Genomic DNA, 23,391 nt, shown 5'->3' on the forward strand with positions numbered 1-23,391 from the left:
GCCATCATCCCACCGGTTCGCCGATCAGCGAGCCCCCGGCGCCCTGCAGCTGCGCGCGCAGCTCGGGGGTCAGGATCTGGCCGACGCGGTCGACGAGCATCGTCATCTCGTAGGCCACCTGCCCGATGTCGCAGTTGGGCGCGGCGAGGATCGCCAGGCAGGAGCCGTCGCTGATGGACATCAGCACCATGATGCCGAGTTCCATCTCGACGACGGTCTCGCGCACCGAGCCCGCCTCGAAACAGCGCGCGGCGCCCTGGGTGAGGCTGACCAGCCCGGACGCCACGGCGGCGAGCTGGTCGGCACGGTCGAGCGGCAGCCGGTTGGAGGCCGTCAGCAGAAGACCGTCGGCGGACACGACGACCGCGTGCGCGACGCCGGGGACGCGGTCGGCGAAGTCGTTCACCAGCCAGCCGAACTGGTTCTGCTGCGGCTGGGCCGCATTCGGCGAGGTCATTCACCCTCCAATGTTTCGTGGTTCTTCTCAGCGGCCTGCGCGGTGCGGTGCCTGCCGCGCTGGATCCCCTGCTGGAAACTGCTCAGGCGACCGCGCACGTCGTGCGCATCGCGGGACGGACGGGGGCTCGCCGACCCGGCAGGCGGCGGTGCGCTGCCGGGAAGAAGCTGTTCGCCTCGGCGGCGCCGAGGCAATCCTGCCGAAGTGAACGAAGCGGGTGTCGACTGGGACACCGACTGGACGGTCCGCCACTCTTCGTCGGAACCGAAGTTCCATTCCGTGGCGCCTTCGGCAGGAGTCGTGGAGGGGCTTGCCGAGCCGTCTGAACCGGTCGGCGCGGCCGGGGTCCGCGGGGCGTCCTGTCCCGCGGAGGACTCCCGCGACGGAGCCTGTCCCGGCACCAGCGGCTGGCCCCACAACCCGGTCTGCCCCGACGTCCCGGACTGGCCCGGGGCGTTCTGGCCGGGCACCCGGGTCTGGCCCAGTCCCTCGTCCGAAGCCGGGGCCTGGTCCGCCGTCGTGCTGGACTGCTCGGCGTTCTCCGTCGGGCGCCCCGGCGCGGCGGCCGGCGTCTGCGCGGCGCGCCACGTCGTCAGCGGCGAAGCCGTGCCCGAGTTCTCGGCGGGCGCCGAAGCCTGTCCGTTTGCCGAAGCCGGGCTGTCCGTCTTCTCCGGCGCCGCGGTCTGGCCGTTGGCCGAAGCCTGTGCCGCCTGCGACGCGGGAGTCTGTCCCGTTCCGGAGACCGCGGCTTCGAGCCCGGCCACGGCCGCCGGGACCTGGTTCGGGTCGGCGGTCGGCGGGGCGGGCGGGAGGCTGCTCGCGCCCTTGCGGCGGGTCGGCAGGCTGTCCGGCTTCTCCGGCCGGACGGTCCGGTCCGGTTGCGGCGCGGGCAGTTCCGTGCGCGCGGCGGGCTCCTGGCGCGGCCAGCCGCCGTCCGGGTCGAACGCCGGGGGCACGGCCGGGACGGGAGCCGTCTCGCCGGCCGATTTCGCGTCCGCGGGCCGTTCGCCGAATCCGGCGGGCGCGTCCGTCGCGCCGGAACCGGACTGGCCGCCGAACGGAGTGGCCGAACCCGGGGAGCGCTGCGGCATCCCGCCGGGACGGTTCTGCTCCGCCGGAACGCCGAACGCACCCGCGACCGTCTGCCGCCGCCGGATCGCCGCGTCGTGGGCGCGAGCCCGCTCGGGCGACGGCGTCGTCGTGGCGCTCGAAGTGTCCGCGGCACTCGAATCCGCTGTGGCAGCAGGGGTTTCCGGCGTGGCAGCGGTGCCGCGGACCTCCTGCCGGCCGCGCGTGACACCGCGCTGGAAGCTGTTCAGCCGTCCCCGCACGTCCGCCGGGTCGCGGACCGGGAGGTCGCTTCCCTGCGTTTCGGCCGCGGTGGCCGCCGGTTCCGGCGTGGCGCTGCCCGGCATGAGCTGTTCGCCGCGGCGGCGCCGGGGCAGGCCCGACTTGGTGAACGCGGTCGGCTCCACTTGGGACAGTGCCTGCACTGTCCGCCAGTTTTCGTCGCTCGCGAAATCCCAGTTGCGCTGCTGCTGTTCGGAGTCCGCTTCCGGTTCGGCCGCGGCCTTGCCCGACGCGGCGGACGAGGGCTGCGCCGGCGAACGGAACCAGGCCGACAGCATCTCGTCGAAGATCGGCGTGTTCTCGATCGTCGTCTCGGCCGCGGACGGCGGCGGGACCTCGGGCACCTGCTGCGCGGCCTGGTTCCACCAGTCGCTCAGCGTCGTCGCGTTGGCCGCGGAGAAAAGGTCCTTGCCCGAGGGCAGTTCGCCGTCGCGCTCGTCGCGGCTTTCCGCGGCCGGCTCGGGTTCGGGCTCCGGACGCGGCGGCGGGACGTCGACCGATTGCGGCAGCTTCGGCGCGGGCGGCCGCGGGGCGGGCGTGTCGTCGTCGCGCGGGATCGGGCTGAACAGCGCGGTGCCCGACACCTCGAGGTCGGACGGCGGACGCGCGACCTGGTCCCCGGAGAAGCCGGCGAGGTCGCCCGCCGACGGCCACCGCTGCGTCTCCTCGGACTTGCTGCCCTGCTGCGGAACGAGACCCGGCACGGCCGACCCGTTGGCCGGACGCTGGCGCCGCGGCAGTCCGCCGGGCGCGACGGGCGGGGCGGCGACGCTCGCCTGGGGGCCGGGCAGCTGACCGGGCTCCGACCGGTCGCCCGGCGTCGCGGCCAGACCGGTCATCACCAGCTCCGGCGGCACCACCACGGTGGCCCGCACGCCGACGATGTCCTTGCCGCCGTGCAGCGAAACGCCGATGCGGTGGCGGCCGGCGAGGCGGCCGACCACGAACAGGCCCATCCGGCGCGAGGTCGCGAGGTCGACCGAGCCCGAGTCGGTGAGGCGGCCGTTGGCCTCCACCACCTCGTACTCGTTCATGCCGATGCCCTTGTCGAGGATGTCGACGTTGAGCGAACCGTCCTCGGCGAGCCGCGTCGCGACCGTCACCTGGGTTTCCGGCGCGGAGAACGCGGTCGCGTTGTCCAGCAGTTCCGCGATGAGCCGCTGGACGTCGCTCGCGGCGAACCCGACGATCTTCACGTCGGGCGGGTGCTGCACCGAAACCCGTTGGTACTGCTCGATTTCCGACACCGCGGCGCGCAACACGTCGCGCGTGGCGACCGGCTGCCCGGAACGACGGCCCGGCTCGGCGCCGGAGAGGACCATCAGGTTCTCGTTGTTGCGCCGCATCCGGGTGGCGAGGTGGTCGAGCTGGAACAGCGTGGCGAGCTGGTCGGCGTCTTCCTCGTCGCGCTCCAGCCGCTCGATGAGCTGCAGCTGCCGCTGCACGAGGCTCTGGCTGCGCCGCGACAGGTTGACGAACACGCTCGAGTAGCCGGCGCGCATGGCGGCCTGCTCGGTCGCCAGCCGCAGGGCCTGGCTGTGCACCTTCTCGAACGCCCGCGCGACCTCGCCGACCTCGTCCTGCACCTGGAGCGGCACCGGTTCGACCTCGACGCTCTGCGCCCGGCCCTCCTGGATGTTGCGGACCGCCTCGGGCAGATCCTTCTCCGCGACTTCGAGCGCGCTGCGCCGCAGGATCTTCAGCGAGCGCAGCAGCTGGCGGGAGATGACGAACACGACCGCGGCGGCCGCGGCGAGCGCCGCGAACAGCAGCACGGCCAGCAGGCCCGCGCTGCTGCCGGCGTCTTCGACCAGCGAGGACGACGCCGCGGTGAGGTCGGCGCTCATCCGGCCGGAGACCTCGGTCAGCTGCGCGGTCACCGCGTTCGAGGCGTTGGCCCACTCCTGCGGCGGGATCCGCTTGAGCGCGTCGTCGGAGGAGACGCCCTGTCCGCCGAGCACGGTGCCGAGCATCCGCTTGCGGTCGTAGGAGGTGTCCGGCTTGAGCGTGCTCTCGAGGTCGAGGCGCTGCGGCGCGGTGGCCGCCGCGTTGAAGTCGGCGAGGCGGTCGTCGAAACGCAGTTCCGCGTCGCGCACGTCGCTCAGCTGCTGCGGGGTGAGCGTGCCCGCGGAAATGCCGTAGGCGACCAGCGACTGGGTCACCGACGCCTGTTCCTTGGCCGCTTCGAGGTCGTGCAGCGCGCTCGGGGTGCTGCCGAGCGCGTCGGCGCTCGCGCCCGCCGACACCGCGGTGTCGGCGCCGATCAGCGCGCTGGTGACGGCGTTGTAGTCGCCGGCGGCCTCGGCCGCGTTCAGCAGGCCGGCCCCGACCTGCTGGCGGATCACCGCGATCTCGTTGACCTGGGCGGTCGCCGAGTTCACCGCGCCGGACACGCTCGAGCCGTCGGCCCCGACCCGGGCGGCCGCCTCGGTGAACGGCGCGACCGCGGCGTCGGTGGCCGCGCGGGCCGCCTTCAGTTCCGGGGTGACGCCCGAGGTGCCCGCGATGAGCTGGGTGGCGGTCTGGGTGCGTTCGCGCTGCAGCCCGTCGATGAGCGCGCGCAGCTGGGTGCTCAGCGCGACGAGCCGGTCGATCCGCTGGTAGTCGCTCGACCGCGAGACCTGGCCCGAGATGGCGGTGATGCCGAGGACGAGCGCGAGCACGATGGGAACGAGCGTGACCGCGGACAGCTTGACCGGCAGGCTCCAGTCCCGCCAGCGCAACGCCGCCCGCCAGCCCGACGACCAGCGCGACCGCTTGGGCGGGCGGCCGAGCAGCTTCTCCACAGGCACTTGGCCTTCTCCTGCAACGGTCACGAAAGTGACTCCCTGTCCGGCGTCGTGGCGGCCCGTCGGCGGTGCCCTCGGCTCTCCGTGCTCCCGGTGCGCTCAGCGTTCCCGGCGCGGAGTCCCGCGGTCCGCCTGCCCGCGCGTCCGACCGGAGGCGGGCACGACCGGGCTGATCCGGCACCGGTCCGGGAGACGATCGGCTTCCCGGGACTATGCACGTGCACGACGCAACTTGCGGACTGCACGGCGGTGGTCGAGATCAACTTGTCTGCGCCTATCGATCGCTGCGGGCGGCTGGGGCCAAAGAATCGTACACCAATCGCCGCCCGAGTTATTGCGTTCCGCATCGGGGTGCTGACCTGGGAAAATAGTCGGACCGCGCGAACTCGGAGCCGCGGATTCGGCAAGGAACGCCCGGCGCGGGAATTCCGGTTACCCGCCGCTCTCGGCCTCGGCATCCGGCGGTCACCCGATTAGCCCACACAGGGTAAGCAACACCCTCGATAGGACTACGCTCCGTGCCCCCATCGGGTGGGTGCGGCCGGAAGTTGAACCCGATGTTGTGGAGATGCAGCGACGCGCCGCCCGACCCGGTGATTTTTGCCAGCCTCCCTTCCCTGCCTGGGAATCCCCGCCCGGCCGGCGACCTGCCCGCCGAAGCGGAGCGGCCGCCCCGCCCGGCGGCTACGACCGGTCACCGTAGTGGATCATGACCGGCCCGTCACTCCGCCGTCTGCCGCAACCCGGACCGGACCCGGCAACTCCCCGTGACATCGGTGCTCACTATTCCGAGTGATCGGCCTGTGATCTGCTCGGACGCGCCGTTTCGCGCTATTTCCCGGGCGAAAAGGAATTTCCGGTGCCCGCGCGAACCGGCTTTTTCCGCGTTCCGGCGACGTCGTTACTATGGCCGCCTCCCAGTCCGCAAGGGCGATCCGGGCGCTTTCTCGAACGATGCCCGCCGCCATCCACCGCGCAAGTTGCCGGAGGCAGCCATGCACAACGTCGCGCGCACCACCGGACCGGCCGTGTCGGCCGAGGACACCGGCCAGATGCCCGCGCTGTTCGACCGCGAAGGAGGCGACGCCGCCCCGCGCGGCAGGCGCCGCAAGCCCGGTCCGGACTACGAGCAGATCCAGCGCAGCCCCCAGTTCCGCTCGCTGCGCAGCCGCTTCCGCCGGTTCGTGTTCCCGATGAGCATCGGGTTCTTCGTCTGGTACCTCGCCTACGTCGTGCTCGCCGCCTACGCGGGCGAGTTCATGAGCACGCCGGTCTTCGGCCTGGTCAACGTCGGCATGCTGCTCGGCCTCGGCCAGTTCGTCACCACCGCGGCCATCACCGCGCTGTACGTCCGCTTCGCCGACCGCGAGATGGACCCGCGCGCCGCCGAAATCCGCGCGCAGGCCGCCGCTGTCCCGGAAGGAACCCGTCAGTGACTACCGCTTGGCTCGCCGAAGGAGCTTCGACGAGCAATCCCCTGATCAACACCGGGGTGTTCGCGCTGTTCGTCGCGATCACCCTCTACGTGGTCTACCGCGCGGGCAACCGCCGCTCGTCCACGTCGGGCTACTACACCGCCGACAGCGCCTTCACCGGAAGGCAGAACGGCGTCGCGCTGTCCGGCGACTTCCTGTCCGCGGCCTCGTTCCTCGGCATCGCCGGCGCGATCGCGATCAACGGCTACGACGGTTTCCTCTACTCCATCGGCTTCCTCGTCGCGTGGCTCGTCGACCTGCTGCTGCTCGCCGAACTGCTGCGCAACACCGGCCGGTTCACGATGGGCGACGTGCTCAGCTTCCGGATGAAGCAGCGTCCGGTGCGCGCCGCGTCGGCCACGTCGACGCTGGTGATCTCCTTCTTCTACATGCTCGCGCAGATGGCCGGCGCGGGCGGCCTGGTCGCGCTGCTGCTGGACGTCCACTCCAAGTGGGGACAGGCACTGGTGATCACCGTCGTGGGGCTGGTGATGATCTCGTACGTGCTGCTCGGCGGCATGAAGGGCACCACGTGGGTGCAGATCATCAAGGCCACCATCCTGCTCACCGCGGCCTCGCTGATCACGGTGTTCCTGATGGGCAAGTACGGCTTCAACTTCTCGAGCCTGCTGCGCGCGGCCGCGGACCGCAGCCACATGGGCAAGGACCTGCTGTCCCCCGGCGGCTCCTACGGCAAGAACGGGACGACGAAACTCGACTTCGTCTCGCTGTCGCTGGCCCTGGTGCTCGGCGTCGCCTCGCTGCCGCACGTGCTGATGCGCTTCTACACCGTGCCGAACGCCCGCGAGGCGCGCCGCTCGGTGGTGTGGGCGACCGCGTGCATGTTCGTGTTCTACCTGTGCACGTTGGTGATCGGCTTCGGCGCGGCGGCGATCGTCGGCCCGGACGAGATCAAGGCCGCGCCCGGCGGCGAGAACTCCGCCGCGCCGCTGCTGGCCCTGCACGTGGGCGGGACGGTGCTGCTGGGCATCATCTCGGCGGTCGCGTTCGCGACGATCCTCGCCGTGGTGGCCGGGCTGACGCTGACGGCGTCCGCCTCCTTCGCGCACGACGTCTACGCGAACGTCCTGAAGCGCGGCAAGGCGGAGCCGGAGGACGAGGTCCGCGTCGCCCGGCTGACCGCGGTCGTGATCGGCGTGTTCGCCATCGTCGGCGGCATCCTCGCCAACGGGCAGAACATCGCGTTCCTCGTGGCGCTCGCGCTCGCGGTGGCGGCGTCGGCGAACCTGTCGACCCTGCTGTACTCGCTGTTCTGGAAACGGTTCAACACCACCGGGACGCTGTGGAGCATCTACGGCGGGCTGATCGCCTGCGTCGTGCTGGTGCTGTTCTCGCCAGTGGTGTCGGGTGCCTCGGATTCGATCTTCCCGAGCGTCGACTTCCACTGGTTCCCGCTGAAGAACCCGGGCCTGGTGTCGATCCCGGTGTCGTTCCTGTGCGGCGCGATCGGCACGTTCGTCGGCCGCTCGAAGGGCGACCCGGCCAAGCACGCGGAGATGGAGGTCCGGTCGCTGACCGGTGTCGGCTTCGGCTCCTGATCCTGGCAGTAAAAAAACCGCGGCGCCGGACTTCCGGCGCCGCGGTTTTTTACTGCTCAGAAGATGTCGCGCCCGGCCTGCACGCGGTGCGTCACCCGGCGCTCGACGACGAACGACACGAACGGGACGCACCCGGCCAGCAGCACCAGGACGGTGCTCTTGATCGACCAGCGGGCCTTGATCGCGAGGTCGATGGTGAGCACCAGGTAGATCATGTAGAGCACGCCGTGGATCGGCGAGTACACCTGGGCGGGCGTGGCGTTGCCGAAGCCGTACTCGATGATCATGGTGGCGCACAGGGCGAGCAGGCCGACACCGGTCACGTACGCGCTGGCCCGGAACCGGGTCAGCGAGCCGGTCACCTTCGACTGGCGAGCCGGGGCGGCACCGTCGGTGCTGGTCGTCATGGGAGCGTCCTCACTTCCGCGGGCGTTCAGGACTGCTGGTCGCGGGCGTTGAGCTCGCGCAGGTAGCGGTTGTAGGCGGCGAGTTCGTCGTCCTCTTCGACGGGCGCCGCGGCCGGTCGCGGGGCGGGCACGCGCACCGGCGCGGGGGCGGATGCGGTCTGCTCGCCTTGGTCGGCGGCTTGCTCCTCGCGTTCGCGCAGCTTCTTGATGCGCCAGAACATGAACGCGGGGAACAGCCCGAAAAGCGGCCATTGCAGCACGTAGCCGAGGTTCTGGAAGGTGCCGGTGGCGGACGTGAACCGGTCCCACTGCCACCAGGCCAGCCCGCAGCACAGCGCCAGGCTCACGACGCTCGTGGCGACGATCAAGAGCCGGCGCCCGAGCGGGGACGCGGCCGGGCCGGGATCTGCGGGCACGGTATCGACGCTAGCACTGGCCGGGGAATGCGTTGCTGAGAGGCGGCGAGGTCGTGACCGGGGCCCCATCCGGCGCTTGCGGCCGGATTCGGGAGGCGGCCGGGTCTTGGCTCGCCTCTGCCCCATCGAACACCGCGCTGCGTCCTCTCATCGCACCCGCAATCGCATCGGATGGCTCCGCAGCTCAGCTCGGTCAAACGCATCCAATGCCACATTGAGGGCATTCCGGACGGCAGCGGCAGTGGTCCGGTAAGGAGTCCTTCACGGACGGCGGCACGATATGCGGGGAGCCCTGAGGACTCAGAATCCGTGAAAGGCCCCTCACCGACCGCAGGTCAGGGGACCAGCGCGAACGGCAAGGGCCCGGACGTCAGCCCGCTTGCACCTTCTGCGCCGCCTTCGCGTAGCCGTCGGCGAGGCCGAAGACCTTCTGCGCGTACTCGGTCGAGTTGTTGTACGAGAGGATCCCCGCCCACCAGCCCGCCGGGCTGGCCATGTCGCGACCGCCCGCGCACAGGTAGCGGGCGGCGGTCAGGGCGGCGTCGTCGATCTGCTGCGGGTCGGCGCGGCCGTCGCCGGTGGCGTCGGAGGCCCATTTCCGCCACGTGCTCGGGATGAACTGCATCGGGCCGACCGCGTGGTCCGCGAGCGGGTCGCCGTCGAGCTGGCCGCCGTCGGTGTCGCCGATCGCCCGGACGCCGGGGGAACCGTCGAGCGGGACGCCGATGATCGGTTTCGACGGGCGGCCGTCCTCGCCGAGGACCGCTCCGCCGTACTGGCCGTGGTTGGACTCGATGCGGCCGATGCCCGCGAGCGTCGCCCAGGAGATGTGGCAGCCGCGGTCGACCTCGCGCATCGCGAGTTCCGCGTTGCCGTACGCGCGTACCGCCCGCGCCGGGATGCCGGTGACCGGCGCGACCCTGTCCGCCCAGGCCCGCAGCGGGTCGCCGCCGGTCGGGCGCGCCGCCTGTGGCGCGGTGCCCTGCTCCGCCGCCCCGCCCGCGACGACGGCGTTGACCGGCGCGATCGAACCGGGTTTCACGTCGACCGCCTTGACGCTCAGCGCCGGGATGTCCGTGGTGGTGGGGCTGGCTTCCGGGGCGGCCGCCCTGGTGACGATCCAGACCCCGCCGCCCGCGACCGCGAGCACCGCGACGACGACGGCGAGCCGCACCGCGAGCGCGGCGCCGGGACCGCGACGGGCGGGCGAGGGGGCGGCAGCGGGAGCCGCGGTCTCGTCCCCGGTCCGCGCGGTGTCGGGGGTCTGTCCGGTGGCGGGCACGAAACTCCGGTCCTCCAGCGTGGCTTGGGGTTCGCAACACACAACGAGCCCGCGCAGGTTAGCGTTACGCACGCATCGCCATGGCCCCCGCCACGCCGGTTCACCCGGCCGGGTAATCGGGTCCCGTCAGGTGGACGGGCGACGCCGCACAAACACCACGAATCCCACGTCGAAGCGGCTTCCGTTGCCGCTCGCGTGCAGCTGTTTCGATTCGCCGACCGGCCGCGCGGTCTCGATGCGGTGTCCGGCTTCGGCCAGGAACACCGGCTGAAAAACTGCCGCGCTCAGTCGCGTCCGGCAGGTCCCTCAAGGAGTGCTTCCACGGCGGGAGCCGCGTCGCCGTGTTGCCTGGCCGATTCACCGACCAGGCAACACAGCTGTCACACAGGCTTCTTCCGCCGCGCGAACCGCCCGAAAACCCCCAGACGGCCCGTCGAACAGGTCAGGCAGGCTTCTGCTGCCGCGCCAGCCGCGCGACGCACCACGCGGGCGCGCTGCCCCGGCGGAGGTGCTGCAGGACCGTCATCGGGCCGAGCCGCCGCGCCAGGTCGGACGGCGCGAGACCGGCCGCCCGGTAGTCCAGGGCGCGCTGGTCCAGCGGGCTGATGCCGGCGTCCCACCACTGTTCGGCTTCGGCGACGTCGCCGACCATCTGCCACCAGCCGGCGGCGGCGACGAGCAGTTCTTCCGGGACCTCCGGCAGCCGGGCGCGCATCGCGTCGAGGTAGCCGGGGTCGGCGGCCTCGACCGGGGCCCAGCGGGCGGGTCCGGACCGGGCGCGCTGGCCGGGGATGCCGGGCGGAGCGGCCGGCGCGTCGGCCAGCCAGGCCGAGGCGATGCGGTCGACCTCCTGCTCCTCAGGGGTCTTCTCGCGTTCGGCCGACCACTGCCGGATCAACGCGTCCACTCCGGGATCTCCGGTCATCCCTGCCTCCTCATCGGTCCCCGACGGGCAGGCATTTCGACCGCCTGCCCCGTTGCGCGTCCACGATTGGCTCCCCACGCGTGACCGGGCCGAAAACCCGCCGTGACCCGGCTCCCGGGGGACCGGAGAACCGGCTGATCACGCAATGTGAGCACCGTAGGGCGGCACCCGCTTTCTCCGCCATACCCCGGACCCCGGAAATTCCGTGACCAGGCGGTTTCAGGGGCCAATCCACCCGGATGGTCGAGCGAAGTGCCCGAATCCCGGGATCCGGTGACAAAGCGTGACTAGGTGCCCGGACGGCACCCGGAAGCGGTCCGGCGGGCGAGGAAAAGCGGGTCAGGCGAAGAGGCTCTTGAAGAAGGTGACGATCGCTTCGGCGCCGTCCTTGAGCCAGCCGAGCACGCGGTGCACGAAGTCCGCGGAGTTGGTGGGCTGCGTGATCAGGAAGAACAGCACGAGCGCGACCACTCCGACGACGATGATCTTCTTCAGGCCGCTCGACATGGTTCCGTCCCCCTCCGCTCCCCCGGCACCCGGGCGGACGCCGGCCCCGCCTCGGCAGAGTCGGCTACCACTCTAGTGAGGAAGCGCCGGAATGGCCCGTCGCAGGCCCCGATCCGGCCGGAAAGCTCACGTCCGGGTGACCCCGGTCACCATCGGGTGAGCAGGGCCCGGACGGCTCCCCCGGTACGCTCCGGCGATGGACGACGGCCCAGTGACTCTCCGCCCGGTGCGCGAGTCCGACCTCGGTCTGCTGGAAGCCCTGACCAACGACCCGGACACGGTCGGCGAACACCAATGGTTCGGCTGGCACGACCCCGGCTACGTCCGGCGGCTCTGGCGCGAAAACGGCATGCTGACCACCGACAACGGCATGCTCGTCCCGACGCTCGACGAGCGCCCGCTCGGGCTCGTGTCGTGGCATCGCACGCGGACCGGCCCGCACACCTACTGCTGGAACATCGGCATGGTCCTGCTGCCGGAGGCGCGCGGGCACGGCCTCGGCGCGCAGGCGCAGCGACAGCTCGTGCGCTATCTGTTCGCGCACACGCAGTTCAACCGCGTCGAGGCCAGCACCGAGGTCGGCAACCGGGCCGGCCAGCGTTCGCTGGAGAAGGCCGGGTTCACCCGCGAGGGCATCCTGCGCGGGTTCGATTTCCGCGACGGGCAGTGGCGCGATCACATCCTCTACTCAGTGATCCGTTCCGATCTGCCGCTCTGACGGTGTTCGCGGCGGCAGCTCGGCGCGAGCGTCCGCGCGGAGCGATCAAGCCCCGCCGGCCGCCTTGCCGATCGGCCCTCGCCGGTTCCGGCCTGCCGGGCGCACAACCGCCTTCACGCGATCGCGCCCGCCTTCCGCAGTGCCGCGACCCCGGCGTCGTCGTAGCCCAGCTCCGCCAGCACTTCCGCGGTGTCCGAGCCCGTCTCGTGCGGTGCTTCCGGCGTGGCGGCGGGCGTCCGGTCGAACCGCGGCGCCGGCGCGGGTTGCACCGTGCCGCCGATGTCCACGAACGTCCCGCGCGCCGCGTTCTGCGGATGCTCCGCGGCCTCCCACGGCGACAGCACCGCGGTGAGGCACGCGTCGGTGCCTTCCGCCCGCGCGACCAGTTCGTCGCGCGTGAACCGGCCGACCGCCTCCTCCAGGATCTTGCGCAGCCGCGGCCACTCGCGCTGGTCCAAGTGGAACGGCAGGTTTTCGTCCTCCAGCCCGAGCACCTTGACCAGATCGGCCCAGAACCGCATCTCGATCGCGCCGATCGCGACGTACTTGCCGTCTGCGGTCTCGTAGGTGTCGTAGAACGGGGCGCCGCCGTCGAGGAGGTTCTCGCCGCGCTCCCCCGGCCATACGCCGGACGCGCGCATCCCGTGCAGGCTCGTGGTCAGCAGCGCGGCGCCTTCCACCATCGACGCGTCCACGACCTGGCCGCGGCCGGACGTCGAGCGCTCGTGCAACGCGGCCAGCACGCCCATCGCGAGCATCAGGCCGCCCCCGCCGAAATCGCCGACCAAGTTGAGCGGCGGCACCGGACGTTCGCCCGCGCGGCCGATCGGGTCGAGCGCGCCGGCGACGCCGATGTAGTTGATGTCGTGCCCGGCCGCCGACGCGAGGGGACCGTCCTGGCCCCAGCCCGTCATCCGGCCGTACACGAGCCGCGGGTTGCGCGCGTGCACCTGCTCCGGGCCGATGCCCATCCGCTCCGCGACGCCCGGCCGGAAGCCTTCGATCAGCACGTCGGCGCGGTCGGCCAGCTTCAGCACGAGCTCGACGCCCTCGGGCGTTTTCGTGTTCACCCCGACCGACCGCCTGCCGCGGGCGAGCGGGTCGTTCGGGATGCCGAGCACGTCCGCGCCCGGGGTGGCGCGGTCGACGCGGACCACGTCGGCGCCGAGGTCGGCCAGGATCATGCAGGCGAACGGGGCCGGCGCGAGCCCGGCCAGCTCCACCACCCGCAGCCCGGCGAGCGGACCTTGTTTCACGGGGAAGTCCTTTCGCAGCAACGGGTTTTCAGAGCGTGCGGGAGATGATTTCCTTCATGATCTCGCTGGTGCCGCCGAAGATCCGCGAGATCCGCACGTCCGCCCAGGCCCGCGCGATCGGGTACTCGGTCATGTAGCCGTAGCCGCCGAAGAGCTGCAGGCAGTCGTCGACGACCTTGTTCACCCGCTCGGTCGTCCAGAGTTTCGCCATCGCCGCGCCTTGCACGTCGAGTTCGCCGCGCAGGTGCCGTTCGATGCACTGGTCGAGGAACGCGCGCGACACCGCGGCTTCCGTCGCCGCCTCGGCGAGCTTGAACTTCGTGTTCTGGAAGTTGAAGATCGGGCGGCCGAACGCCGTGCGTTCCTTGGTGTAGTCGATGGTCAGGTCCACCGCGGCTTCCAGGCCGGCCACCGCGGTCACCGCGATGATCAGCCGTTCCTGCGGCAGCTGCAGCATCAGCTGGATGAAGCCCTGCCCCTCGGCGTCGCCGAGCAGGTTCGCGGCGGGCACGCGGACGTCGTCGAAGAACAGCTCGGCGGTGTCCTGCCCCTTGAGCCCGACCTTGTCGAGGACGCGGCCGCGGCGGAAGCCCGGGGTGTCGGTTTCGACCACGATCAGCGAGACGCCCTGCGCGCCGGCGTCCGGGTCGGTCTTGCACGCGACCACGACGAGGTCGGAGTGGAAACCGTTGGTGATGAACGTTTTCGCGCCGTTGATCACGTAGTGGTCGCCGTCGCGGACCGCGCGGGTCTTGATGTTCTGGAGGTCTGAACCAGTGCCCGGCTCGGTCATCGCGACCGCGCCGACCATCTCGCCGGTGGCCATTTTCGGCAGCCACTCGCGCTTTTTCTCTTCCGACGCGTACGCCAGGATGTAGTGCGCCACGATTCCACTGTGGACGGTGACGCCCCACGCGCTGTCCCCGGCACGGGCCTGCTCCTCGTACAGCACGGCTTCGTGCGCGAACGTGCCGCCGCCCCCGCCGTACTCCTCCGGGATCGACAGGCACAGCAGCCCGAGCTCGCCCGCCTTGGTCCAGATCTCCCGGTCGAGCTTCTTCTCCGCCGCCCAGCGCTCCTGGTTCGGCACGAACTCCTTCTGCAGGAACGACCGGGCGAGCTCCCGGAGGTCTTCGAGTTCGGTGGTGCTCCACGAGCTCTTCTGGATCTGCAACGGCACGGCTACGCCTCCTGCGAACTGGAAAACATGACGCTTGGCAGGTAAGTTCTAGCCGGAATGTACATGCCATCCGTCCGGTACGTAAAGCAGGAGCCGCGATGACTGAGGTCGCCCGGGGACACCGCACCCAGGCCGAACGCCGCGAGCAGACGCGCACCGCCCTGCTGGACGCGACGATCGACTGCCTGGTCGACATCGGGTACTCACGGGCGTCGGTGCAGGAGATCTGCACCCGCGCGGGCGTCTCGAAGGGCGCGGTGCAGCACTACTTCGCCACGAAAGCGGAGCTGATGGCGGCCGCGGTCGAGCACCTCACCACGAAGCTGCGCACCCAGCTCGCCGCTTCGCTCGGCTCGCTGCCGGGCGGCGCGTCCGGCGTCGCGGCGGCGATCGACCTGCTCTGGGAGGGCTACTCGGGCACGCTGTCCACCGCGGTCACCGAGCTGTGGGTGGCCGCCCGCACCGACCCGGAGCTGCGCGCGGCGATCCGGCCGGTGGACCGCGCACTGGGCCGGGCGACGCTGGAAAACATCAGCGAAGTCGCCGGCGACCTGCCGAAAGAGCGTGCGGAGATGCTGTTCTGGCTCACCGTGAACCTCACCCGGGGCCTCGCCCTCGACGCCGAACTGGGCGGCGACCCCCGCCGTCGCCGTCAGCTGCTGGAGGAGTGGAAGCGGATCGCCGTGCTGCTGTACTCGGGCGACTAGTTTCCATACCGCCGGTATGGTGTACTCGTCGGTAACACCCGGCCCCGCACGGAAGAAGGTGCGCTCGATGACGAGTACGACCCCGGCGAACCTCACCGGCCAGCCCCTGCCCGCGACAGTGGGCGGCGTGGCAGGCGCTCCGTCCGCGGCCCGCGCGGCCGCGCTCGTGGCCCGCGTGACCGGCGGCGCCGACAACGCGCCGGTGCAGATGACCGCGCCGTTCACCGGGCAGCCGATCGCCTCGCTCCCCCAGGCCGACGACGCCGAAGTACGCGCCGCGTTCGCCTCCGCGCGCGAGGCGCAGCGCGAGTGGGCAGCGCTGCCGGTGGCCCGGCGCCAGCAGTTCCTCGTGCGGTTGCACGACCTGGTGCTCGCGCGACAGGCGGAAGTTCTCGACCTCGTTCAGGTGGAGGCCGGAAAGGCCCGGATCGACGCGTTCGACGAGGTCAGCGCCACCGTGCTGGTCGCGGCCTACTACGGCAAGCACAGCGCGAAGATCCTCTCGCCGCGGCGCGCACCCGGCGTGATCCCGGGCCTGACCCGGGCAGGCGAACTGCGGCATCCCAAGGGCGTCGTCGGGATCATCTCCCCCTGGAACTACCCGCTGGCACTGACCGCGATGGACGTCTTCCCCGCGCTCGTCGCCGGGAACGCGATCGTGCAGAAGCCGGACAACCAGACCGCGTTGTCCGCTCTGTGGCTGCAGGAACTGGCCGAGGAGGCCGGGCTGCCCGCTGGGTTGTGGCAGATCGTGCTGGGCCGAGGCTCGCGGATCGGCACCGCGCTGCTGGAAGAATGCGACTACCTGTGCTTCACCGGCTCCACGCCGACCGGCAAGGACCTGGCGGGCCGGATCGCGCAGCGGCTCACCAGTTATTCGCTGGAACTGGGCGGCAAGAACCCGATGATCGTCCTGCCGGACGCGAACATCGCCAAGGCCGCCGCCGGCGCGGTCACGGCGTGCTTCTCGTCAGCGGGCCAGCTGTGCGTGTCGGTGGAGCGGATCTACGTGCACGACAGCATCCGCGAGGAATTCACCCGCGAATTCGTGGCGCGAACGGCAGCCCTGCGACTCGGCGGCTCGCTGGACTACCACGCCGGAATGGGTTCGCTGACCTCACAGAGTCAGCTGGAAACCGTGACAGCGCACGTGGAGGACGCCCGAGCAAAGGGCGCCCGCGTCCTGACCGGCGGACGACCTCGGCCAGACCTCGGGCCGTTGTTCTATGAGCCCACGGTGCTGACAGACGTGCGCCCGGGAATGACGCCGTTCGCGTCGGAAACGTTCGGCCCGGTGGTGTCGATCTACGGGTTCAGCGATGTCAACGACGCGATCGAGCGAGCGAACGACACCCCGTTCGGACTGAACGCAAGCGTCTGGACCCGAAACGGCCGAGCAGGCTGGGAAATCGGCGCGCGTCTGAAGGCGGGCACGGTCAACGTGAACGAGGGCTACGCAGCTACCTTCGGAACAGTCGGCGTCCCGATGGGCGGCATGAAAGATTCCGGCGCCGGACGCCGCAACGGCGCAGAAGGCCTCCTGAAGTACACGGAACCCCAATCGATCGCCGTACAACGCGGCCTGGCCCTGCGCCCGCCGAAGCGAGTGCCGGGATCGCTGTGGGCCCGCTTCATGACGCTGAGCATGAAACTGCTGCGCCGCCTCCCCGGACGATGAGCTGTCCGTCAAGGGCCCCTTCAGGGACATAGATTCCCTCAAGGACCCCTTCACGGACCACAGTGCACCGCCCGCCGCCCCCACCGCCGCGATGCACCCAACCCGCGCAACCCACCCCAAAACCGCACCAGCGCACCCAACAATCGAGGCACACACACCACCCCCGCACCCCGATACGAAGCCTCCTCTGCGGTCTGGGGGTGCTTGTCAAGGCATCTTTCCCGCCTTGACAAGCACCCCCAGACCGTCAGCACACTTGGGCTTCGGGGTGCCCCACGCGAGGACCGCAATGTCGCCCGCCAGGGCGACGAGCCGCCCCCCTCACTCAGGCGCGCTCAACAACCCCCGGTCATAAGCAATCGCCACCGCCTCCGCCCTCCGGCTGGCCCCCAGCTTCGCCATCACCCGGGAAAGATGCACGCTCACCGTCTTCTCGCTGATGTACAACTCCTCCCCCACCTGCCGATTGGTCCGCCCCAGCGCGACCCGCTCCAGCACGTCCCGCTCCCGGTCCGTCAACGGATTCACCTGCGGCCGCACGACCGGCGCCAGCACCCCCGACAGCTCGACCCGAGCCCGGTGCGCCACATCCCTTACCGCGTCCCGCAACGGCACGGCATCGAGCTTCACCGCGACCGCATGCGCGGCCTCCAACGCTTCCGCCGCCCCCGGCCGTCCAGTGGCCAGCAACGCTTCCGCCTGCCGCCACCGGCATACGGCCTGCTCGTAAACCGCACCGTAGGAATACGCCTCGGCTGCCTCAGCCCACAGATCCGGATCCGCCGGTCCTTCCAGCCCCGACGCGGCAGCTTCCAACCGGGCCAGCCACGCCCGCCCTTCCGGCCCCATGGTTCCGGAACGGGGATGCCCCTCAGCAGCACAACGGCGACCGTGCTCCAAGAGCCGTCGCCCAGCAGCCACGAACGCTTCCGCCGCGGCCTGGTCCCCCTTGGCCCGGGCCTCGGCGGCCAACGCGGCGGCCGACGGAATCGCCAGCGTCACGATCCGGATCCCGCCGAGCAGCCCGGGCTCGACTTTCTCCAGCCACGACACCAATTCCTCAGTGATCCGGAGCGCTTCAGCGTGCTCGCCGCGCCAGGCAGCCAGTTCGATCGCGGCATCGCCCGCTGCCAAGGCGATCTGCAGGTCCGCCATCCACTGTTGCCGGAGTCCGGGCAACGCCTTGGCCGCCTCGGCGAACCGGCCGCGTCCCACCAGGAACAGCACCCAATTGGCCAAGATCCGCGCGGCGACCGCACTCGACACGCCTCGCCGCGCGCGGCCCGCGGCGTCCTCCTTCGGCCAGTCTCCGCTGAGGTAGCGCAGATAAAGGAGGCGGGCGCGCAACTCCAGCCCGTACGCGCTCCAAGTCAGCCCGACCGCCTCGGCCCTCTCGACCCCGCGCGCGGCGTGGGCCAGCGCCAGGTCCATCTCGGCCTGGTCGTCGTAGCTGAGGGCGAGGAAGTACATCGCGCGGATCTCGACGTTCAAGGCGCCCGCGTCGTGCGCCTTGCGTTCGGCTTCGCACAACCGCTCGCGGGCCTCGACCGGATCGCCTGCGGTGTCAGCCAACGTGCCCAGCGTGACCAGCGCCGACGCCTCAGCACCGACCGCCCCGACGGCGCGCGCGTCGGCGACTGCGGTGTGCGCGCTGGCCAACGCTTCGTCCGGCTGGTCGAGCAGCCGCTGGAATCCGGCCCGCGACGCCAGCACCCAGGCCCGCGCCCCGCTCGGCTCCCGGTCGGCGACCAGTTCCCAGGCCCGCTCGATCGCCCGCACCGCCTCGTCGAACGTGCCTTCCAGCGTGAGCAGCGTTTCGGCCAGCCGACGCCAGACCTTCGCCGCGTGTTCCGGCGACGCGTCCGGCTTGAGCGCTTCGGTCGCCGATCGCGCGTACGCCACCGCGCGCTCCGGCTCGCCCGACGTGCCCGCGAAGTACGAGGCCTCGCTGAGCAGTTTCAGTTCGTCGACGCCTTCCGGGCGCTTCTCCGGAGCCACGGCGTCCCAAATGGACTGTGCTTGCTCGATGTGTCGCAGAGCAGCGCCGGGCGCGCCGAGTTTTTCCGCTTCGTCGGCGGCACGCAGCAAGGCGGGCAGGGCGGTTTCGAAATCCCGGCTTTCCAGGCTGTGGAAGGCCAGCTTCGCGTCGTGACCGCGGCCTTGCGGCATCGACTGGATCCGCGCCGCGTACCCCGCGTGCATCCGCGTGCGCTCGCCGGGAAGCAGGTCCGCGTACACCGCTTCCTGCAGCAAGGCGTGGCGGAAGGTGTAGAAACCGTCCTCGATGACCAGGACGTGGTGCTGCACGGCTTCCCGCAGCGCTTCGTCCAGCTCCAGATCGCCGAGCCCCGCCACTTGCGCGAGCGCGGCGTGCGACACCGATTCGTTGGCGACCGAAATGACGCGCAGCACCCGGCGCGTCTCCGCCGGGAAGCGTTCGAGCCGGGCCAGCAGGACTTCGGCGAGCCCGGCGGGGAGGTTTTGGCAATCGGCGCCAGTGGCGAGGAGTTCCTCGACGAAGAACGGGTTGCCTTCGGAGCGTTTGGCGATGTCCGCGACCACGTCCGGCGAAAGCGGCTCTTCGGCCAGCGCCGCCACGAACGCCCGCGCGTCGGCCGGTCCGAACGGGGCGAGCGTGAGCTGTTCCACGGTGTTCAGCCGGACCAGTTCGGACAGCAGGCCGCGCAGCGGATGCCTGCGGTGGACGTCCTCCTCGCGATAGCTGCCGACGACCAGCAGCCGCTGCGCGCGCAACCGGCTCAGCAGGAAGGACAGCAGGTTGCGGGTGGAGGAATCCGCCCAGTGCAGGTCTTCGAGCAGGAGGACCACCGGCCGCTCCTGGCCGACCTCGGTGAGCATCCCCAGCACCGCGTCGAACAGCTGAAGCTGGCCCAGGTCCTGTTCAGGCCGGACCCGGCGGACGCCCTCGCGTTCCCCTTCCGAAACCTGCCCGTGGTCGCCGGTGACCGCCGGCCGCGGATCGCCGCCCTGCGGCAGCAGCATCCCGAGCGCGGAGCGCGCCCGCACCGCGGCCGCCACCGCCGGATCGGCCGACGACCCGAGCGGAGCCAGCGCCTCGGCGAACGGCAGATAGGGCAGACCGCCGTCGCGCACGTCGATGCACCGGCCGGTGAGCACGAGCCCTCCGCACGCGGCGACATGCTCCCCGAGCGCGGTGAGCAGGCGGGTCTTGCCGACCCCGGCGTCGCCCGCGATCAGCACCGCACCTGCCTCTCCGCGTTCAGCGCGCGCGAAGGCCGCTCGCAGCCGCCGCATCTCCTGCGTGCGGGCGACGAGCGGAATACCGGAACCGAGACGAGGCACGAGATGCATTCTCACCTACACCCCCGACAGTTCCGACATGGATTTCCTCGTGGCGGCCGGATCGGCCAGTGATCTCCGTCCTGGTCGACGGACGAAGCGGGTGCCGTGCGGCGCTTTCCGGAGCCGGTCCGGCCGGTTGGTCCCGAGACTGATCGGCGCACGGACCGCGGCGAGCTTCTGGCGGGAAGGCCCGAGGCTCACGGCGGTGCTTCGAAGCGGACTGCCCGAAAGCCGCATTGGGGCGATCGTCAGCGGTCGCAGCGGCGGGACGGGCGGCGGTCGGAGCACCTCGCGACGCGGCAGGAATGCGAGGTCGATCCGGCCCTGCGGCCAAAACGGTCTCGGAGCACTCCTCCGAAGCGGCTTCGGTTCCGGTCCGCGCAGCCAGGCCGGGTCCGGTCCGGCGGACGGAGCGGCCGAGCCGGAAACCGTGTCCCGGCGCGGCCGCCCCGCCCGACCCCCTTGCCGTTCCCCGACCCGGGACCGGGGCTCAAGCGCTATGTCGCGCCCTGGCCTCCGGCACCGTCGCCGTGCGCCTTTCCTGGCGCGGCACCTCGATGTTCGTGATGCGGTGTGCCCGGATCCAGCGGACCACCCGGTTGCCGCGGCTCAGGCGCGCGTGGCGGGCGGCGCGGCGCAGTTCGGCCATCCGGTAGTCGACCTCGGCGCGGGTGGCGTCCCAGTTGTAGTCGCTCATCGTCTTCTCCCCAGCGGGTCGTCGTTCCTTGACGACGTCCACTTTCGTGCTGAGGGGCCGCCCCGGACATCAGGTGATCGCCTACCCCCGGACGCGAAAAGACCCCTTACCCGCGGTCGCGACCGGAGATGTCCAGGTCGAGCGGGGTAAGGGGTCTCAGTACGGCGATCAGCCGAACGAACGGGTCAAGCCCGTCCCTGGCCGTCGGCACGCACCGCGTCCAGCAGGCCCTGCCAGCCGGCGGCGGGCAGGCGGAAGGCTCCGCCTTCGGGGTCTTTCGAGTCCCGCACCGCGGCGCCGCCCGCGACGAAGGCGACCTCGACGCAGTCGTTGCCGCCGCCGCTGTAGCTGCTCTTGCGCCACTGGGCGCCGGAAAGGTCGGCCATCATGCTCCTCACATCCTCACTGTCTCGGGTTGGTGTTCCTCGGTTCCTGAACCGCGGCGGCCTGTTCGGCGAACCGGCCGGCCGCGTCGGTGATCAGCGCCACCGAATCGTCCGGTTTCAGCGCTGCTGCGCGCAGGTGGTCGAACATCAGCGCGTAGCGCCGGACGTCGTCGGGCTGTTCGAGGTACAGGCCGCTGGAAGTGCTGTCGTCGACGTAGACCACGTCGGGATCGGCCTGCTCGGGGAAGCCCATGATGAGGAACGGTCCCTCCATGCCGGGGTGCGCCCCGGCGCCGAACGGCACCACCTGCACGGTCACGTTCGGCTTCTCGGCCATCGCGGTGATCCGGTACAGCTGCTCGGCCATCACCTCGGGGCTGTCGACCACGCGGTGCAGCACCGCTTCGTCGATCACCGCCCAGTACTCGACCGGCGGATCGTCGGTCAGCAGCTGCTGGCGGGCCATCCGCGCGGCGACCCGGCGGCGCGTCTCGGACTCTTCGGCGTCCGGGCGCAGCGCACGGATCACCGAGAACGCGTAGCGCTCGGTCTGCAGCAAGCCCGGAACCAGCAGCGCCTGGAACGCGCGCAGCGAGCTGGCGTCGGCTTCGAGGCCGACGAAGGTGCCGGTGAAGACTTCGTTGTACGCGTGCCACCAGCCGCGTTTGCGCGCTTCCCGCGCCAGCTGGACGAGCGCCTCCTGCTCGTCGCCGGTGATGCCGTACAGCGCGAGCATGTCCCTCGCGTCGCGCGGGGTGACGCCGACGTGGCCGGTCTCGATGCGGCTCACTTTGGACGCCGAGCACTCCAGCTTCTCGCCGACCTCGTCGATCGTCAGATCGGCGGCTTCGCGCAGCCTCCGCAGCTCGCTCGCGAGGCGCCGGCGGCGAACAGTCGGTCCCTGGCCTCTCGCCACGGCAGCACCTCCGGTCCGTATTGTTGCCCGCACTGCATATCTAACCAGGTGATCGACTTGTCAGTGGACTAATAACACCGCGAATTCCCGCTGCCGCGGCGGGAGCCGACCGTCGCTGGTTCCGACCTGCATTGTGCAGAGTGCGCTTGTACTCTGGCATCCTGCGGGCCGAGACGCGAATCCAGCCGCGCCGACGGCCCTGAGCAGCGTAGACGACGGCTGTCCCCGGCTATTCGCGGACACCGGCCGAATGCGGACGACCACGGTGTCCGGGACCGCCCCCCGACCGGTCCCGGGCACCTTCCTTTGCTTCCCGGTATTACTCAGACGGGTTTTCCCGCGCAATTTCGCCACGAGAGTGTGACGGTTTCCGACGATTTCTCTGCAGACAGCCACTCTGAGTGGTCATCGGCGAGACGGAACTCCTTATCGGACCCGCAGCAGTCCTTCTTGGACAACGGTCGCGACGTGCCGGCCGTCGCGGGTGAAGAACCGTCCAGTGGCCAGACCGCGGGCGCCCGAAGCGCTCGGCGAGGTGCTGTCATAGAGGAACCACTCGTCGGCGCGGAACGGGCGGTGGAACCACAGCGCGTGGTCGAGGCTCGCGCCGAGCACCTTGTCGACGTCCCAGTACACGCCGTGCCGCGCGAGGACCGAGTCGAGCAGCGTCATGTCCGAGGCGTAGGCGAGCACGCAGACGTGCAGCAGCTGGCTGTCGGCCAGGGTGCCGTCGGCCCGCATCCAGACGCGGTGATGGGTGGGGCGTTCGCCGGTGGTGCGGGTGACCCACGGCGGCTCGCCGATGTAGCGGATGTCGATCGGCCGCGGGATCTCGCTGAAGCGCAGGCCGTAGCCCGCCGTCAGCTCGGGGAAGGTCGGCAGCGACTCCGGATCGGGCACGTCCGGCATCGTCTCGCCGTGGTCGATGCCCGGCTCGTCCTTCTGGAACGACGCGGACAGCGAAAAAATCGCCTTGCCGTGCTGGACCGCGACCACGCGCCGGGTGGTGAACGAGCGGCCGTCGCGGATGCGGTCCACTTCGTACACGATCGGGACGCTCGGGTCGCCGCCGCGGATGAAGTACGCGTGCAGCGAATGGACCCGCCGCTCCTCCGGGACGGTCCGGCCCGCCGCGACGAGCGCCTGCCCGGCGACCTGCCCGCCGAACACCCGCACCGACGAGTGGGCGGGCGAGACGCCGCGGTAGATGTTCTCTTCGATCTTCTCCAGGTCGAGCAGCGCGACGAGCTTGTCCAGCACGGGCTGCCCGCCGCCACCGGGGCTCGTGTCGAGTTCGGTGGCGGCTTCCCTGGCCATCTCAGTCATGCCGGAACACTATGCAACGGGGTTCCCGCATGTCCC

At 71.0% G+C, this 23,391-nt stretch carries 19 protein-coding genes; 5 read left to right on the top strand and 14 right to left on the bottom strand.

The window, feature by feature from the left end:
* Window positions 1–4 precede the first annotated feature (4 nt).
* Both H5411_RS03905 and H5411_RS03910 read right to left on the bottom strand, forming a co-directional pair.
* Window positions 5–457, bottom strand: a complete 453-nt coding sequence (locus H5411_RS03905) for a roadblock/LC7 domain-containing protein (RefSeq protein WP_037809909.1) — start codon at window positions 455–457, stop codon at window positions 5–7.
* Entirely contained in the window at window positions 454–4,599 is a 4,146-nt protein-coding gene (locus tag H5411_RS03910) for a sensor histidine kinase (RefSeq protein WP_312877534.1), read from the bottom strand. The genes H5411_RS03905 and H5411_RS03910 overlap by 4 nt, the downstream gene beginning before the upstream one ends.
* 992 nt (window positions 4,600–5,591) lie before the next feature.
* On the opposite strand from H5411_RS03910, the gene H5411_RS03915 reads away from it, so the two are divergent.
* Both H5411_RS03915 and H5411_RS03920 read left to right on the top strand, forming a co-directional pair.
* On the top strand, window positions 5,592–6,032 hold the full coding sequence (locus H5411_RS03915; protein ID WP_101434781.1) for a DUF485 domain-containing protein: 441 nt from the start codon (window positions 5,592–5,594) through the stop codon (window positions 6,030–6,032).
* Window positions 6,029–7,630 carry a solute symporter family protein gene (locus H5411_RS03920; RefSeq protein ID WP_101434782.1) on the top strand — a complete coding sequence of 534 codons (1,602 nt, stop codon included), beginning with the start codon at window positions 6,029–6,031 and terminating at the stop codon, window positions 7,628–7,630. The genes H5411_RS03915 and H5411_RS03920 overlap by 4 nt, the downstream gene beginning before the upstream one ends.
* Before the next feature lie 56 nt (window positions 7,631–7,686).
* On the opposite strand, the gene H5411_RS03925 is transcribed toward H5411_RS03920, so the two are convergent.
* The 5 genes from H5411_RS03925 to H5411_RS03945 form a co-directional block, all read right to left on the bottom strand.
* Window positions 7,687–8,037, bottom strand: a complete 351-nt coding sequence (locus H5411_RS03925) for a DUF3817 domain-containing protein (protein ID WP_101434783.1) — start codon at window positions 8,035–8,037, stop codon at window positions 7,687–7,689.
* A 26-nt stretch (window positions 8,038–8,063) separates the two neighbouring features.
* A complete protein-coding gene (locus tag H5411_RS03930) occupies window positions 8,064–8,453 on the bottom strand; it encodes a hypothetical protein (RefSeq protein WP_376772089.1) in 390 nt (129 codons plus the stop codon).
* A gap of 370 nt (window positions 8,454–8,823) precedes the next feature.
* On the bottom strand, window positions 8,824–9,735 hold the full coding sequence (locus H5411_RS03935; protein ID WP_101434784.1) for a lytic transglycosylase domain-containing protein: 912 nt from the start codon (window positions 9,733–9,735) through the stop codon (window positions 8,824–8,826).
* Between the two features lie 442 nt (window positions 9,736–10,177).
* Window positions 10,178–10,660, bottom strand: coding sequence for a hypothetical protein (locus H5411_RS03940; RefSeq protein ID WP_037356257.1), 483 nt, complete (start codon window positions 10,658–10,660; stop codon window positions 10,178–10,180).
* Window positions 10,661–10,999: 339 nt separating this feature from the next.
* Entirely contained in the window at window positions 11,000–11,167 is a 168-nt protein-coding gene (locus tag H5411_RS03945; RefSeq protein ID WP_167441848.1) for a hypothetical protein, read from the bottom strand.
* A 196-nt stretch (window positions 11,168–11,363) separates the two neighbouring features.
* Between H5411_RS03945 and H5411_RS03950 the strand changes: the two genes are divergently transcribed.
* Window positions 11,364–11,885 (top strand): GNAT family N-acetyltransferase, encoded by a 522-nt coding sequence (locus tag H5411_RS03950; protein ID WP_101434785.1) that lies wholly within the window; start codon window positions 11,364–11,366, stop codon window positions 11,883–11,885.
* Between the two features lie 113 nt (window positions 11,886–11,998).
* Here the strand turns inward: H5411_RS03950 and H5411_RS03955 are convergent, their stop codons facing one another.
* Together H5411_RS03955 and H5411_RS03960 are read right to left on the bottom strand one after the other, a co-directional pair.
* Window positions 11,999–13,141 (bottom strand): CaiB/BaiF CoA transferase family protein, encoded by a 1,143-nt coding sequence (locus H5411_RS03955; protein ID WP_183122978.1) that lies wholly within the window; start codon window positions 13,139–13,141, stop codon window positions 11,999–12,001.
* A gap of 28 nt (window positions 13,142–13,169) precedes the next feature.
* Window positions 13,170–14,321, bottom strand: coding sequence for an acyl-CoA dehydrogenase family protein (locus H5411_RS03960; protein ID WP_183122979.1), 1,152 nt, complete (start codon window positions 14,319–14,321; stop codon window positions 13,170–13,172).
* Between the two features lie 98 nt (window positions 14,322–14,419).
* Here H5411_RS03960 and H5411_RS03965 point away from each other — a divergent pair, with 98 nt between their 5' ends.
* The gene (locus H5411_RS03965; RefSeq protein ID WP_183122980.1) at window positions 14,420–15,028 is read left to right on the top strand and encodes a TetR/AcrR family transcriptional regulator; all 609 of its coding nucleotides are present in this window, start codon (window positions 14,420–14,422) and stop codon (window positions 15,026–15,028) included.
* Between the two features lie 67 nt (window positions 15,029–15,095).
* Window positions 15,096–16,706, top strand: a complete 1,611-nt coding sequence (locus H5411_RS03970; RefSeq protein WP_183122981.1) for a succinic semialdehyde dehydrogenase — start codon at window positions 15,096–15,098, stop codon at window positions 16,704–16,706.
* A 321-nt stretch (window positions 16,707–17,027) separates the two neighbouring features.
* Here the strand turns inward: H5411_RS03970 and H5411_RS03975 are convergent, their stop codons facing one another.
* From H5411_RS03975 to tesB, 5 genes are all read right to left on the bottom strand, one after another.
* Window positions 17,028–20,039, bottom strand: a complete 3,012-nt coding sequence (locus H5411_RS03975) for a helix-turn-helix transcriptional regulator (protein ID WP_183122982.1) — start codon at window positions 20,037–20,039, stop codon at window positions 17,028–17,030.
* Window positions 20,040–20,520: 481 nt separating this feature from the next.
* Window positions 20,521–20,727, bottom strand: a complete 207-nt coding sequence (locus H5411_RS03980) for a hypothetical protein (RefSeq protein ID WP_101434789.1) — start codon at window positions 20,725–20,727, stop codon at window positions 20,521–20,523.
* A 185-nt stretch (window positions 20,728–20,912) separates the two neighbouring features.
* Window positions 20,913–21,116: a DUF397 domain-containing protein gene (locus tag H5411_RS03985; protein WP_101434790.1), complete on the bottom strand. Its 204-nt coding sequence runs from the start codon at window positions 21,114–21,116 to the stop codon at window positions 20,913–20,915.
* Window positions 21,117–21,129: 13 nt separating this feature from the next.
* A complete protein-coding gene (locus tag H5411_RS03990) occupies window positions 21,130–22,029 on the bottom strand; it encodes a helix-turn-helix domain-containing protein (RefSeq protein WP_101434791.1) in 900 nt (299 codons plus the stop codon).
* 426 nt (window positions 22,030–22,455) lie between these two features.
* Window positions 22,456–23,355 (bottom strand): acyl-CoA thioesterase II, encoded by a 900-nt coding sequence (gene tesB / locus H5411_RS03995; RefSeq protein ID WP_101434792.1) that lies wholly within the window; start codon window positions 23,353–23,355, stop codon window positions 22,456–22,458.
* Between the last annotated feature and the right edge of the window lie 36 nt (window positions 23,356–23,391).

Origin of the sequence: Amycolatopsis echigonensis, from assembly GCF_014174495.1 — a bacterium.
Lineage (GTDB): Bacteria > Actinomycetota > Actinomycetes > Mycobacteriales > Pseudonocardiaceae > Amycolatopsis > Amycolatopsis echigonensis.

Coding starts and splice junctions, on each gene's coding strand:
- H5411_RS03975 (WP_183122982.1), bottom strand. CDS start 20,039: ATGCATCTCGTGCCTCGTCTCGGTTCCGGTATTCCGCTCGTCGCCCGC.
- H5411_RS03940 (WP_037356257.1), bottom strand. CDS start 10,660: ATGACCGGAGATCCCGGAGTGGACGCGTTGATCCGGCAGTGGTCGGCC.
- H5411_RS03965 (WP_183122980.1), top strand. CDS start 14,420: ATGACTGAGGTCGCCCGGGGACACCGCACCCAGGCCGAACGCCGCGAG.
- H5411_RS03945 (WP_167441848.1), bottom strand. CDS start 11,167: ATGTCGAGCGGCCTGAAGAAGATCATCGTCGTCGGAGTGGTCGCGCTC.
- H5411_RS03925 (WP_101434783.1), bottom strand. CDS start 8,037: ATGACGACCAGCACCGACGGTGCCGCCCCGGCTCGCCAGTCGAAGGTG.
- H5411_RS03950 (WP_101434785.1), top strand. CDS start 11,364: ATGGACGACGGCCCAGTGACTCTCCGCCCGGTGCGCGAGTCCGACCTC.
- H5411_RS03970 (WP_183122981.1), top strand. CDS start 15,096: ATGACGAGTACGACCCCGGCGAACCTCACCGGCCAGCCCCTGCCCGCG.
- H5411_RS03915 (WP_101434781.1), top strand. CDS start 5,592: ATGCACAACGTCGCGCGCACCACCGGACCGGCCGTGTCGGCCGAGGAC.
- tesB (WP_101434792.1), bottom strand. CDS start 23,355: ATGACTGAGATGGCCAGGGAAGCCGCCACCGAACTCGACACGAGCCCC.
- H5411_RS03905 (WP_037809909.1), bottom strand. CDS start 457: ATGACCTCGCCGAATGCGGCCCAGCCGCAGCAGAACCAGTTCGGCTGG.
- H5411_RS03985 (WP_101434790.1), bottom strand. CDS start 21,116: ATGATGGCCGACCTTTCCGGCGCCCAGTGGCGCAAGAGCAGCTACAGC.
- H5411_RS03980 (WP_101434789.1), bottom strand. CDS start 20,727: ATGAGCGACTACAACTGGGACGCCACCCGCGCCGAGGTCGACTACCGG.